Below are 13476 nucleotides of genomic sequence, written 5' to 3' on the forward strand. Positions count from 1 at the left end.
AATTGTCAGATGATTAAAGGTTGGATATCCTTTTCCCAAACTCCTCCAGTTGGTCATCTCCAAAATCATGGTGAGTCACAAACCGAACCAGGTCTGGGCCAAATTTCACAGCTTTGACCCCATTTTCATTCAGTTTTTCCAAAAAGAATTCTGGAGTAATCCCATCTAATCTCGCTATCGCAATATTCGTCGCCACAGGTAAAACTTCGGACACGAAAGATTTCTTCAATAACATCTCCCCCAGTAACCTAGCACGTGCATGATCTTCCTTCAGTCTGTCCACCTGATGGTCTAGTGCATAAATCCCAGCTGCTGCCAAGAACCCTGCTTGTCTCATTCCTCCACCCATCACTTTTCGGACTTTTCTAGCTCTTTTGATATCCGCTTTAGAACCTAATAGCACAGAGCCAACCGGACAACCCAAGCCTTTGCTTAAACAAATAGAAATCGTATCGAACTGCGCCCCCCAGTCTTTAGGGTTTTCTCCGCTTTCTACCAAAGCATTGAAAAATCTTGCTCCATCTAAATGAAGTTTTAAACCATATTCCTCACATACATTTTTGATCGGAATCACTTCCTCTAGCGTATAAATGCTCCCTCCCCCTTTATTCATCGTATTCTCCAAAGAAACCATGGTCGTTTCAGGAGCATGGACATCATCAGGATTGATTGATGCAGCAATTTGAGAAGCGTTGATTTTCCCTAAATCCCCATCCAGTAATTTTACTGAAGCCAAGGAGTTTGCCATAATACCTCCACCTTCGTAAAGGTAGATATGGGAGTATTTATGACAAATCACTTCCGTTTGAATCCTTGTATGTAATCGGATAGCAATCTGATTGGTCATGGTTCCGGAAGGACAAAAAACAGCGGATTCCATTCCAAACAACCCAGCAATTTTTTCTTCCAATTTCAAAACTGTTGGATCCTCGCCAAAGACGTCATCTCCAACAGGTGCTGAAAACATTGCATCTTTCATTCCCGGTGTAGGTCGGGTTACAGTATCGCTTCTTAAGTCAATAATCATTTTTAAAATACTTGGATTTAGAACTTTGTGATGGGACTAAAGTTTTGATGGCTGCAGCGGCTTCAATCGGTCGGTCTGTTGCCAAAATGTCCGCTCCGTGCTGTACAAAACTTGTGTAAATCTGATCCCCTCGAGCTTCGGCACGTTGATCAAGGTTTCCTAATACACCGAGGATAGTAAATACTCCTTTCTGATGGAGTTGATTATTAAATGACTGAGTACGCTCAGCCACTCCGGTAAAGGCAATGACTCTTGTCCAGGGGATTCCAGTTTCTTCCAATCTCTTTATTTCCTCCTCATTCCGAATTGTCACGGAGAGCATTAGTTCTGGAGCCAGGGAATTCAACTTTTTAGCCGCGGGAAATGAATAGGTTATTAAGGCTGCGTGAGCCTCAGAATCGGTTTCACGAACCAAATCAATGATTTTCTCATAAGGTACAGAACGTTTGATATCTACTGTCAAGAGTGCTTTCCCTTTGGACCAAAGTAAAGCCTCCTCCAAAGTTGGGGCCTTAAAGGCTGTTTCATTGCCCTCATTATCTTTCAAAAACAGCGTCTGAATGTATTCATAGGTCACATCCTCCACTTTTCCGGTTCCAGTAGTAGTCCTATCCAGGTCATCATCATGCATCAGTACCAAAACCCCGTCTTTGGTCATCGCAACATCCAGTTCAATTATCGCTGGAGTAAACTCCAAAACATGGGCAAATGTCTCGATGGCATTTTCTGGAAAACCGGGATAAGGTCCTCCCCGATGAGCAGATACCAAAGGCAATCGATCTGCGGTCCAAGTATAGAAACTTCTCGCTTCTTCTAAACTGGCTACTTGAATAAAATGACTACCAGAGTCTGCTGAGACTTCAGTTTGACTCTCTTCACTTTCTTGGACTTCACTTGGATTACAGGCACCAAGAAATAAAAGGAAAATGGGTAGCCACCAAAATCTACTCTTCATCTTTCTTTGCATCTTTTTTGAAAATAAAATCAAGTCCAGAACTCCCTTTTTTGAAAATTTCTTCCATATCTGCTAACTCCAGGTTAAGTGCTTTGGTAGAAATTTGTATTTCAATTAATGACAAAGTTAAGGCTACCAATAATGAGCCCATACTACCTACAAATACCCAGTTTGCCGCTTGGGTAAAACCATGGAATAAAAGGTACATACAAATCACACAAAGCAAGAAGCTAAACACTCCAAAAAGCTGCATGTTCTTGATTAGCCTTAGTCGAATTCGAAGGTTATGAATTTGTTTGACAATGGTTCCTTTGTCTTGAGCATCCAAATACGATTTATGAAGACCTCGAATCAAACTGGCAATCGCCAAAAACCGATTGGTAAAGGCAAGCATTAATAATGTAATAGCCGAGAAAAGTAAGGCCGGTGTTGAGAGTTGAAGTTCCATAGGCTAAAGTTCAGGAGATAAAGATGCTTCAAATTCCTCTAAATGAAAAAAGCCTGCTCTTTTCAGAGCAGGCTAAACAAATATTAAATCAATTTCACTTCTAAATTTTAAGCCACTTCACCTAGGACTACCAATTTTTCAAGAGTTGGCGCCTCAGAACCACCTTTTGGCTCGATCGTGATGGCAAAAGCTCCGGCTTGAGCCACTGCTTGCATTTGCTGCAAAGTAAACTTCTCACCTGGATTCACTAATCCAATACCTATAGGACCATCATCCCCTATCGCCCATAATTGATAATCATATTCATCACTAAGGGAATTAAGGTTATTTACTGCTACAAAGACTTCTTCGGCATTTTGATCCCAGAAGACATCCACTTTGGCGTCTTTCTGCATCTCAAAACCTTCCCCTTTCATCTCCACGCGCTTAAAGTCTCCAGCTATCATTTTATCCAACTGGGTATCTTTTTGTTCAAAATCTTGCTTCACCTGATTGAGGTTATCGGCCATGACACTTTGTTCTTGCATCAAGGCAGTAAATTGTTCTTCTTTTTCATAAAACTTACTTGCGAAGAACATGGCGGCAGCTGAAGCGACGATCGCTATGAAAGATGCGGCAATGGCAAATGGTTTCCAAGGAGTCAATTTTACCTCCTTAGGTTGTGCTGAAGTCTTTACTTCTGGTTTTTGGAAATCTGACTCAAGGGTAGCAAAGATTTTATCTTTTACCTGAGCAGGGGGATTTGTACCCGTAAGCTCGTCAAAGGAAAACATGGCCTCATCCAATTCATCCAGCTCTTTCTGAACCTCAGGATATTTTTTTGCCATGGCCAGAACCTCCTCACGCTCCCGCTCATTCAACTCTCCCAAAAGGAAGAGCTCCAGTTTGCCTGATGCTATGTACGATTGAATATCCACTATATCCTGTCTAAATTCTTTTTCAAAACTTGTATTGAAGCTCTTACCCGAGACTTGACGGTGCCAAGAGGAATATCAAATTCCTCTGATACTTCTGAATGTGTATAACCTTTAAAGTAAATATACTCAAGAATGAAGCGTTGATCTTCATTGAGTTGTAACATCAACTCCCGAACACCAATGGCATCTGTCTTTTCTACTGTCCCTGATTTGCTCTCCATTCCATATACGAAGTCGTCAATCGTGTTGGTCTTACTAGATTGAGAAATTTCTTTGGAACGTAATTTATCTATGGCTGAATTTCTACAAATATTAGCCATCCACGTATATAAACGCCCTTTTGATTCATCATAACGATCAATCTTACGCGTAATTTTCACAAATGCATCGTGAAAAACTTCCTCTGCTATGTCCTGATCACGTACTATCCGGCTGATGACAGCAAAAAGCGCCCTCGAATACTTTTCGTAAAGATATTCGGTGGTTTTTCTGTCTTTGGCCCTAAGGCCTGCGATTAGTTGAGTTTCCTCCAAAAGTCGGTTGATTTCAATGGGTTTGTCTTAAAAGTAAAACACAAGACTGAATCTTTTCAGTCTTGTGCCATTTATTTTTAAAAAAAGGTTGAATTATAAGTGAATCACCTCATCATAAGCTGCAGCGGCCGCTTCCATCACCGCCTCTGACATAGTCGGGTGAGGATGAACCGTTTTAATCAATTCATGACCTGTAGTTTCCAACTTACGGATAGCGACAATCTCAGCAATCATCTCGGTAACATTGAAACCAATCATATGTGCACCAAGTAATTCGCCGTATTTCTTATCAAATACCAATTTGACAAATCCATCTTTCGCTCCAGCCGCAGAAGCTTTTCCGGATGCGGAGAATGGAAACTTACCAACTCTTAATTCATATCCAGCTTCTTTTGCTTTCGCTTCTGTCATTCCTACTGAAGCTATCTCTGGAGAACAATAAGTACATCCAGGGATATTTCCGTAATCTAGAGGTTCAGGATTCTGACCTGCTATTTTCTCCACGCAGATAATACCTTCAGCAGAGGCTACGTGAGCCAAAGCTGGTCCCGGAATCACATCTCCGATCGCATAATAGCCCGGCATATTTGTCTTATAATACTCGTCTACCTTAATCTTGCCTTTATCCACCAAAATACCCACATCTTCTAAACCACAGTTTTCCAAGTTTGAAACAACTCCAGCTGCGGAAAGCACGATATCACATTCTAATGTCTCTTCTCCTTTGGCGGTTTTAACAGTTACTTTACAACCTGATCCTTTCGTATCCACTGCTGTTACCTCAGAAGAAGTCATGATAGTCATACCAGCTTTTTTATAGATTTTTTCTAAAGTCTTAGAAACCTCTGCATCTTCTACTGGTACAATTCTGTCTAAATACTCAACGATAGTCACTTCTGCTCCCATCGTCGCATAGAAATAAGCGAACTCAATCCCAATAGCTCCAGATCCTACTACGACCATTTTCTTTGGCATTTTGTCCAAAGTCATTGCCTCACGATATCCGATAATTTTTTTCTTATCGATTTTCATAGATGGAAGCTCTCTGGATCTTGCGCCAGTAGCGATAATGATATTATCGGCAGAATAAACCGTCTTCTTCTCCTCGCTATCTGTAACTTCAACCTTCTTACCTGGTTGGATTTTACCCCAACCTTTGATTACCTCGATCTTATTCTTCTTCATCAAAAAAGTTACGCCTTTGCTCATTCCATCGGCTACTCCCCTGCTTCGCTTAACGATTCCATCAAAATCAGCTTTGGCATCACCTACAGTAATACCATAATCTGCTGCGTGATTGATGTATTCAAAAACCTGCGCACTTTTAAGCAAAGCTTTGGTAGGAATACAGCCCCAGTTAAGGCAAATACCACCTAGCTCGGCTGCCTCTACTACAGCTGTTTTCAAACCGAGTTGGGAAGCACGAATAGCGGCAACATAGCCTCCTGGTCCACTGCCCACCACGATCAAGTCAAATTTGGTCGAAGACATATCTAAATATTGTTTTTTAAACGAATTGAAACTATGCAAAAATAGACCTTTTGGCTTCAGAAAAAAATTTGTATCCTTTGTCAAAACCGCAAAGGATTTCGGGAAACCTATTCAAATGAACTCTTAAAAAGAGAGAATTCTTCATCAAAGCTATTTTGACTAATTTTATTTCTTAAATCTTATTTTTTATAATAAATACGACGGAAGAAGAAGCAAATCAAAAAGGCTTTGCCTTTCTAAGAGGAAACTTTCGGTTTTTTTCTAATTTTGGCAAAACAAAAATTTTAGAATCAATGGGATTACTTTCCGGAAAAACAGCTTTGATCACCGGTGCCTCTAAGGGAATCGGAAGAGCCATCGCGATCAAATATGCTCAAGAAGGTGCCAATGTAGCCTTCACTTTTTTATCCAGCGTAGAAAAAGGCCAAGCTCTGGTCAGCGAGCTGGAAGCATTTGGTGTTAAAGCCAAAGGATATCGCTCCGATGCATCTGACTTTAAAGCTGCAGAGGAATTGATTGCTGAGGTAGTCAAAGAATTTGGTGCTTTGGATATATTGATCAATAATGCAGGGATCACCCGTGACAATCTTTTGATGAGAATGACTGAGGAGTCTTGGGATGAGATCATGAACGTTAACTTAAAATCTTGCTTCAATACTGTCAAGGCTGCCACCCGAACAATGATGAAAGCAAAAGCAGGCTCTATCATCAATATGACTTCAGTGGTAGGTTCTAAAGGTAATGCAGGCCAATCCAACTATGCTGCCTCGAAAGCGGGAATTATAGGTTTTTCTAAGTCTGTAGCCTTGGAACTAGGATCAAGAAATATCCGATGCAATGCTATTGCCCCAGGTTTTATCGAAACGGAGATGACGGAAGTTTTGGATGAGAAAACGGTGCAGGGCTGGAGAGATGCTATCCCAATGAAGCGTGGTGGAAAACCAGAAGAAATTGCTGATGCCTGCGTATTCTTAGGTTCTGATATGAGTACTTATATCTCAGGTCAGGTGCTTCACGTGAATGGCGCGATGTACACCTGATGGATATAGGATTTTAGATGTATGATATACGATTTAAAAGCGGCTGGGGAAACTCAGCCGTTTTTTTTATCCCCGAAAATGCTAAACAATTTTTCAGAGTTAGGTTTTTATCTTTTTCTAGACGAAGTCAATTGATTTTTTAAATAAAAGGCTAGCCTCTCATAAAAACATAGTTGTAATTAATTGATTATCAAATCAATCCGATTACCCATTAGGTTACGTAGATACTTTTATCAATTAATTAACCGAAATAATATTCTTATGAAAACATCTTTTCAATATCTCGTTATGCTATGTGCAATAGCATTTTTTGCTGTTTCCTGTCAGAACATGCAGGAAGAAACCCCATACATGAATCAACTTGCCGATGAAAATTCAGCAACAGATTCAGATTTTAATGCTCGAAAAGGCCAGATGGCTGAATTTGGAGCATTTCTAATTGGTACAGAGGAAGTTCCCTCAGTTAATTCTCCTGGTTCGGGTGCCGCTAAAATCACCCAAATGGATGCAAACACTTTAAAATTTGAATTGAGGGTAGCTAATACAACAGGAATTGTATTTGCACATCTACACAATGCTCCAATAGGCACAAATGGAGGAGTCGTAGTTACACTAATCCCTAACCAAAGTCCCTCCCCTCTTTCCAATGGAGTAATTGCCGAAGGAATGATTGAGGCTGGAAATTTATCAGGAGCTTTAGAAGGAATGTCAATTCAGGATTTAATTATGGAAATGGAGTCTGGAAACATTTATGTAAATGTTCATACTACTGACAATCCAGGTGGAGAACTTCGAGGTCAAGTAAGTATGGTTGAAGCCAGTGACAATAAAAATTACATTACCAAATTAAGCGGTGAAAATGAAGTTCCTTCAATCATGTCAGATGCGACTGGAATAGCAAAATTCAACTTTTCAAATGATGGAATGTCTGCTTCTTTTCAGGTAAATGTGGACGATATTGAAGATGTGCGATTTGCACATATTCACCTTGCGAAAGCCGGAGCTAATGGAGGAGTAGTTTATACCTTGAAAATGGATAAAATAGAAGGTCCTGTATCTGGAGTTTACACTAAGGGCGAAATCATGGCTGATAACTTTTCCGGTCAACTCATGGGCGGAGATTTGATGATATTAAAAGAAGCCTTTAGAACTGGAAATGCTTATGTCAATGTTCATTCAGACGATTTCCCAAGTGGAGAGTTAAGAGGTCAAGTACATTAAGTTGTTTAATTTCACCTCTATCATAAAAGGCCCGCAATTGCGGGCCTTTTTCTTGTATAAACACATTGGAAAGTATTATTGGAACCGGCTTAAATCTATCTTATAAAACTCGTATTCATCCTCTGACTTTTGCTCGGGTTTATTGATAAAAAGAAGAGTGAATGATTTCATTTACGAAAGTTTAACATAACAACTAATTCTAACAAAATATCTGAAACTAAAAAAGTCTCAGAAATAAATCTGAGGCTTAATCTTTAGTATTTAATATCTCAAAAGATACCCTTCAATTTCGAGACTCTCGTCTCTCAAGTGCTCAGGGTGACATCTTTAAAGTATGGGATCTAGACCTTCGAGGTTTTTGGAAACCTCAAAGGTCAAAAGAATCAATCTTCTCCTAAGAAAGGATATCTATAATCTTCTGGAGAAACAAAGGTTTCTTTGATCGTACGAGGAGAAACCCAACGTAGCAAGTTAATCATAGAACCCGCCTTATCATTGGTTCCTGAAGCTCGGCTACCACCAAATGGCTGTTGACCTACCACTGCTCCAGTTGGTTTATCATTGATGTAGAAGTTACCCGCAGCATTTTTCAATTTGGTTGTTGCCAACTCAATCGCATAACGATCTTGAGAGAACACCGCACCAGTTAATGCATAAGGACCTGTCTGATCTACCAATTCCAAAGTCTCTTCAAAATTTTCTGCATCGTAAACATAAATCGTTAACACAGGGCCGAAGATCTCTTCACACATGGTCGTATACATCGGGTCTTTAGTTACGATGACAGTTGGTTCGATAAAATACCCTTTAGATTTGTCATAGTTACCTCCAGCGATGATTTCTACACCTTCTGCCTCTTTTGCTTTAGCTATATACCCTGAGATTTTATCAAAAGCTTTCTCATCAATTACAGCGTTTACAAAATTGGTGAAGTCTTCCGTTCCACCCATTTTGATGGTCGCCAAATCTTCCAACATATATCCTTTTACCTCATCCCAAATATTGGATGGAATATAAGCTCTAGATGCAGCTGAACATTTTTGCCCTTGGAATTCAAATGCTCCTCTTACCAATCCTACTGCTACTGCTTTAGGAATCGCAGATTTATGTGCCACCACAAAGTCTTTTCCACCAGTCTCTCCCACAATTCTTGGGTAAGACTTAAACTTATTGATATTGGAACCAATCTCTTTCCAGATGTGCTGGAAAACGCCAGTCGAACCTGTAAAGTGAATTCCTGCGAAATCTGGGTGTTTGAAAATAATATCCCCAGCGACTGGGCCATCTACATAGATCAAGTTGATCACTCCGTCAGGAACACCCGCTTCTTTGAATACGTCCATCAATACTTTCGCAGAATAAATCTGAGTATAAGCTGGCTTCCAAACAATGGTATTTCCCATCATTGCAGCAGATGCTGGAAGGTTTCCAGCAATAGCTGTAAAGTTGAAAGGAGTCAAAGCGAAAATAAATCCTTCTAAAGGTCTTTGCTCTAATCTATTCCAAACACCATTTCCAGAAACTGGAGGCTGCTGAGCATAGATTTCTGTCATGTATTTGACATTGAATCTCAAGAAGTCTATAAACTCACAGGCTGCATCAATTTCAGCTTGCATGGCATTTTTAGATTGTCCAAGCATGGTAGCAGCATTGATTTTTGCTCGGTATGGACCTGCAATTAAATCAGCAGCTTTTAAGAAAATAGCAGCTCTTTGCTCCCAAGCCATATTCTCCCAAGCGTGTTTTGCTCCTAGTGCAGCATTAATTGCTTGCTCTACATGAGAAGCATCTCCTTCATGGAAATGACCTAATATATGTTGATGATCATGAGGAGGAGACATGGATTTTGTATTCCCGGTTCTAACTTCCTCTGAACCAATATACATTGGCACATCTACTTGTACAGACCTTGCTTGTTCCAGCGCAGCTTGCAATTCAATTCTCTCGGGGCTTCCGGGAGCATAAGCTTTTACCGGTTCGTTTACCGGAGTAGGTACATTAAAAAAACCTTTGAGCATGATATCTGGGGTTATAATTTTCTGATGATGGCAAAGATAACCATCTGTAATTTATTGACTAGTGATTTTGGTAACAAAAGCCACTACAAGATGGTTTCTAGTTCTTTTAAATGAGTGATGGTAAAGGTTGGATTTAGCGCAATTTCTTTTCCCTGGGGATTAAAAAACACTTGATCAATGGAAGCATTTTGAGCTCCAAGAATATCAGAATTTGGGTTATCTCCAATCATAATACAATGCTCAGGAGTTGTATCCAGCAATTTCATTGTATGAAAGAAAATTCGGGGATCAGGTTTTTTATGACCAGTAGTTTCAGAGGTCACTACCACATCAAAATAAGTATCCAGTCCAGAGGCTTTCATTTTCTTTGCCTGCGATTCATTGAATCCATTGGTAATGACATGAAGCGGATATTTATCCTTTAGATAGCTTAATATCTCAATAGAATAAGGAAATAAGTGAGGCTTAGAGGAAGTTCTATGCATAAAGTCCTCTTCGAAAGGCAAAGGGACTTCTACCCCAGGGACTCCGGCATGCGCAAAAATCCTTTGAAAGCGCTCCTTTCTCAAGTTTACTTTATCGATTTTCCCCACATTGTATAAATCCCAAAGTTTGAAATTTACATGATGAAAGGAATCAAAAAATTTCTGGAAGGTGGGAATCCCTATTTCTTGCAGTTGATAGATTTCGTATAGTTCAGAAAGTGATTCGGTGACATTTCGATCATAGTCCCATAAAGTATGGTCCAAATCGAAAAATATATGTTGGTATGTTTTCACAAGCGGTTAGCGTCTGTACTGATTATTCTGTATTTTATTGATGGCAAGTTCTCTGTTAGACTTTAAAATCTCAAAAGTTTCCTGGTCTTTAATCAAACTTGGATCCTTTTGGATAAACTTAAAAATAGCTTGAAATATCTCCATGTACTCTTCCAAAATGTAGTAAAACATCCATTGGTCAACCCTTCTACTTCCCAAGAGCCCAGCGTTTTTTAGCAGAATCAAATGTCTACTGGTTTTGGTTTGAGTAAAGTCCAGAATATGTTCCAAATCAGAGATCGTGAGTTCCTTGTTTAGCATCAACAAATGAATGATGCGAACCCTTGGCTCCTCAGAAAGTGCTTTAAATATTCGGAGACCGTAATTTAAACTGATATTTTTGAGTCTCATTTAGTAAGTTTTAACTCAGTTATTGCTTGTAAAATAAAATTTCAAACGAAATTAGGGTATAATCGCATTCGATTTGCCAACCTTTCGTTTTTCAATTAGTTAATATAAATGTGAATAATTCAATCATACTTCGTTCCGCTTTTATTTTCCTACTGGGAATATTTTTTTCAATCCAGCATGTTGCTGCTCAGGATGAGCAAGATAAGAAAGTCATCCAGCTTTCTGGAATTATCCTTAATGCAGATAGTACCGATGCAGTAGCTGGGGTAAACGTATACGTGCCCAAGAAAGGTCGAGGTACCAGTAGTGGTCGCTTTGGTTATTTCTCTATGCCGGTTCTTGAAGGAGATAGCGTAGTATTCAGCTTTATTGGATTAAAACGCCAAACTTTTAAAATTCCTGATGCAGTAGAAAATGATCGAATCAGTTTGATTTTGACGATGGAGGTAGATGAGATTGCCTTGGCAGAAGTGGAAGTTTTACCTTATCCTACTGAAGAAGAATTTAAGAAAGCAGTTATTGCCATGAATGTGGTAGACCCTATGTCCATCAGTAGAGCAAATATGAGTCCTGAAATGCTCCTACGATGGGCCGAAAGTATGCCGGCATCGGGGACAGAAAATTTCAGGTATTTCCAGCAAGGGCAGATGTTACAGAACCAAGATCTCTACGGTCCAAGGCCACTTAGATTATTGGATCCATTTGCTTGGGGACAATTTATCCGATCTATCAAACGAGGGGATTTAAAGAAAAGAGATTAATATCCACACCATTCTAAACACACCCTTGTTACTTCAGGAAATATATAAAAGAGATGCTATTCTATTGAGTAGCATCTCTTTTTGGTTTTGATTCTTCAAACCATTCTTAAAAAAATAATTTAAGGATTCCTTACCGCGCTGAAAATGGATTGTCCATTTAACAAACTCTTAATCCAAAGAAAGCATCATATCATTATCTTTGGGTTCAAAATTTTAATACCATGAAAAAATCCGGAATTCTACTTTTCATACTTTTGATGTCCATCGGACCTATCATCGCCCAAGAAAAGCCAGATAAACCAAAGCTTGTTGTAGGAATTATCGTCGATCAAATGCGACAGGAATACCTTTATAGATTTGCAGACAGGTACAAGGATGGAGGCTTTAAGCGACTGATGAAGGATGGTTTTATGATGAAAAATGGCCATTACAATTATGTCCCAACTTATACTGGCCCAGGACATACCTCAGTTTACACTGGCACGACTCCTGCAACTCATGGGATAATCAGCAACAGCTGGTACGTGCGTAGTTTAGGGGGATCTCTGTATTGCGCAGAAGACTCTACTGTTTCTGCGGTGGGAGGCTCAGCAAGTAGCGGGAAAATCAGTCCGAGAAACATGTTGACGACCACCATCACAGATGAATTGAGGTATTCAACCAACAAAAGATCTAAAGTAGTAGGAGTAGCCATCAAAGATCGAGGCGCAAGTTTGCCTGCGGGTCATACAGGAGATGCCTATTGGTTTGACAGTGCCACTGGAGAATTTATGACCTCTACTTATTATTATGAGACGCTACCTGCCTGGGTAAAGGAGTTCAATGAAAAAAAGGTTGTTGAAGAGTATTTGAGCCAAACTTGGAATACACTTTATCCAATCGAAACTTATGTGCAGAGTATTGAGGACAACAATGAATTTGAGGGGATTTTTGCAGGAAAAGAAACTCCTACATTTCCATATGAACTACCTGCATTGAGAGAAGGAAATGGCGATTTAGGGTTAATTGCTTCTACTCCATTTGGTAATTCCATGACTTTGGATTTTGCGATAGCAGCTATCGAAGGTGAAAATCTTGGCAACCGCGGAGAAACTGACTTTTTAGCCTTAAGCTTTTCCTCTCCAGATTATATCGGACATAGATTTGGCCCAGCTTCCAAAGAAGTTGAAGACAATTACCTTCGTCTAGACCTAGAATTCGAAAGATTGTTGAATTACCTGGATGAGCAAATCGGAGAGGGTGAATATTTGGTATTCCTTACTGCTGATCATGCAGTGGCTGAGGTGGCTACGCACATGATTAGTGAAAATATTCCAGCAGGGAACCTAAACAATAGCTATATCAATGCTCAACTCAAAGGTTATACTCAAGTAACTTACGGTGAAGGTGATTGGATAGAAAACATGTCCAATGAGCAGGTGTTTTTAAACCATAAGTTAATCCGGGAAAAAGGCTTAAACCTTAGAGATATGCAAGAGGATTTGGCTAATTTCTTATTAAGGTTTAACGGCATCAAAGAAGTTTACACAGCCTATGCCATGAAAAACACTGAGTTCACCCAAGGTCGTGCGGCTAAGCTTCAAATGGGCTTCAACCATAAAGCCTCTGGAGATATTTTATTGGTTCTGGAACCAGGCTGGCTCACCGGAGGAGCAAGAGGAACTTCTCATGGTACTTCTTACAGCTATGACACTAATGTACCGATGGTATTTTATGGGTGGAATGTACCTGCAGGAGAAAGCTCTAGGTATGCTACGATCACCGATATCGCCCCTACCCTTTCTATGATGCTCAATATCAAGCTTCCAAATGGAGCAACTGGGCAACCAATCATAGAAATCACTGATCATAAATAAGCAGATTTCATCAAAAAAAGTCCTGAAGACATTGTTTTCA

At 39.8% G+C, this 13476-nt stretch carries 13 protein-coding genes; 4 read left to right on the forward strand and 9 right to left on the reverse strand.

The annotated features are described in order from the left end of the window. Positions 1–13: 13 nt before the first annotated feature. The 6 genes from ALPR1_RS17895 to lpdA form a co-directional block, all read right to left on the reverse strand. Positions 14–1027, reverse strand: coding sequence for a threonine aldolase family protein (locus ALPR1_RS17895; protein ID WP_008202801.1), 1014 nt, complete (start codon positions 1025–1027; stop codon positions 14–16). Beyond that, positions 1017–1982, reverse strand: a complete 966-nt coding sequence (locus ALPR1_RS17900; protein ID WP_008202802.1) for a glycerophosphodiester phosphodiesterase family protein — start codon at positions 1980–1982, stop codon at positions 1017–1019. The genes ALPR1_RS17895 and ALPR1_RS17900 overlap by 11 nt, the downstream gene beginning before the upstream one ends. Next, complete coding sequence (locus tag ALPR1_RS17905; RefSeq protein WP_008202803.1) at positions 1972–2430, reverse strand: DUF2721 domain-containing protein; 459 nt, start codon at positions 2428–2430, stop codon at positions 1972–1974. The genes ALPR1_RS17900 and ALPR1_RS17905 overlap by 11 nt, the downstream gene beginning before the upstream one ends. Positions 2431–2537: 107 nt before the next feature. Then, on the reverse strand, positions 2538–3347 hold the full coding sequence (locus tag ALPR1_RS17910) for an anti-sigma factor (RefSeq protein WP_008202805.1): 810 nt from the start codon (positions 3345–3347) through the stop codon (positions 2538–2540). Further along, the gene (locus ALPR1_RS17915; protein ID WP_008202809.1) at positions 3347–3880 is read right to left on the reverse strand and encodes an RNA polymerase sigma factor; all 534 of its coding nucleotides are present in this window, start codon (positions 3878–3880) and stop codon (positions 3347–3349) included. The genes ALPR1_RS17910 and ALPR1_RS17915 overlap by 1 nt, the downstream gene beginning before the upstream one ends. A 93-nt stretch (positions 3881–3973) precedes the next feature. Then, entirely contained in the window at positions 3974–5371 is a 1398-nt protein-coding gene (gene lpdA / locus ALPR1_RS17920) for a dihydrolipoyl dehydrogenase (protein ID WP_008202812.1), read from the reverse strand. Positions 5372–5664: 293 nt separating this feature from the next. Here lpdA and fabG point away from each other — a divergent pair, with 293 nt between their 5' ends. Continuing rightward, positions 5665–6411 carry a 3-oxoacyl-[acyl-carrier-protein] reductase gene (gene fabG, locus ALPR1_RS17925; protein ID WP_008202814.1) on the forward strand — a complete coding sequence of 249 codons (747 nt, stop codon included), beginning with the start codon at positions 5665–5667 and terminating at the stop codon, positions 6409–6411. A 261-nt stretch (positions 6412–6672) separates the two neighbouring features. After that, a complete protein-coding gene (locus ALPR1_RS20450; RefSeq protein WP_083796197.1) occupies positions 6673–7632 on the forward strand; it encodes a CHRD domain-containing protein in 960 nt (319 codons plus the stop codon). A 383-nt stretch (positions 7633–8015) separates the two neighbouring features. Here ALPR1_RS20450 and pruA read toward each other — a convergent pair whose 3' ends face one another. The 3 genes from pruA to ALPR1_RS17945 form a co-directional block, all read right to left on the reverse strand. Then, positions 8016–9650, reverse strand: coding sequence for an L-glutamate gamma-semialdehyde dehydrogenase (gene pruA, locus ALPR1_RS17935; RefSeq protein ID WP_008202817.1), 1635 nt, complete (start codon positions 9648–9650; stop codon positions 8016–8018). 83 nt (positions 9651–9733) lie between these two features. Next, positions 9734–10429, reverse strand: a complete 696-nt coding sequence (locus tag ALPR1_RS17940) for a YjjG family noncanonical pyrimidine nucleotidase (protein ID WP_008202820.1) — start codon at positions 10427–10429, stop codon at positions 9734–9736. Between the two features lie 6 nt (positions 10430–10435). After that, positions 10436–10819 carry an ArsR/SmtB family transcription factor gene (locus ALPR1_RS17945; protein ID WP_008202822.1) on the reverse strand — a complete coding sequence of 128 codons (384 nt, stop codon included), beginning with the start codon at positions 10817–10819 and terminating at the stop codon, positions 10436–10438. Positions 10820–10929: 110 nt separating this feature from the next. On the opposite strand from ALPR1_RS17945, the gene ALPR1_RS17950 reads away from it, so the two are divergent. Together ALPR1_RS17950 and pafA are read left to right on the forward strand one after the other, a co-directional pair. Next, positions 10930–11580 (forward strand): carboxypeptidase-like regulatory domain-containing protein, encoded by a 651-nt coding sequence (locus tag ALPR1_RS17950; RefSeq protein ID WP_008202823.1) that lies wholly within the window; start codon positions 10930–10932, stop codon positions 11578–11580. A gap of 221 nt (positions 11581–11801) precedes the next feature. Continuing rightward, complete coding sequence (gene pafA, locus ALPR1_RS17955; RefSeq protein WP_008202824.1) at positions 11802–13436, forward strand: alkaline phosphatase PafA; 1635 nt, start codon at positions 11802–11804, stop codon at positions 13434–13436. Positions 13437–13476 lie beyond the last annotated feature (40 nt).

It is taken from the genome of Algoriphagus machipongonensis (assembly GCF_000166275.1).
In the GTDB taxonomy this organism is placed as follows: Bacteria; Bacteroidota; Bacteroidia; order Cytophagales; family Cyclobacteriaceae; genus Algoriphagus; species Algoriphagus machipongonensis.

What these genes read in the sequence shown, in the direction of transcription:
- ALPR1_RS20450 (WP_083796197.1), top strand. Translation starts at nt 6,673, where the DNA reads ATGAAAACATCTTTTCAATATCTCGTTATGCTATGTGCAATAGCATTT.
- ALPR1_RS17905 (WP_008202803.1), bottom strand. Translation starts at nt 2,430, where the DNA reads ATGGAACTTCAACTCTCAACACCGGCCTTACTTTTCTCGGCTATTACA.
- lpdA (WP_008202812.1), bottom strand. Translation starts at nt 5,371, where the DNA reads ATGTCTTCGACCAAATTTGACTTGATCGTGGTGGGCAGTGGACCAGGA.
- pruA (WP_008202817.1), bottom strand. Translation starts at nt 9,650, where the DNA reads ATGCTCAAAGGTTTTTTTAATGTACCTACTCCGGTAAACGAACCGGTA.
- fabG (WP_008202814.1), top strand. Translation starts at nt 5,665, where the DNA reads ATGGGATTACTTTCCGGAAAAACAGCTTTGATCACCGGTGCCTCTAAG.
- ALPR1_RS17895 (WP_008202801.1), bottom strand. Translation starts at nt 1,027, where the DNA reads ATGATTATTGACTTAAGAAGCGATACTGTAACCCGACCTACACCGGGA.
- ALPR1_RS17945 (WP_008202822.1), bottom strand. Translation starts at nt 10,819, where the DNA reads ATGAGACTCAAAAATATCAGTTTAAATTACGGTCTCCGAATATTTAAA.
- pafA (WP_008202824.1), top strand. Translation starts at nt 11,802, where the DNA reads ATGAAAAAATCCGGAATTCTACTTTTCATACTTTTGATGTCCATCGGA.
- ALPR1_RS17900 (WP_008202802.1), bottom strand. Translation starts at nt 1,982, where the DNA reads ATGAAGAGTAGATTTTGGTGGCTACCCATTTTCCTTTTATTTCTTGGT.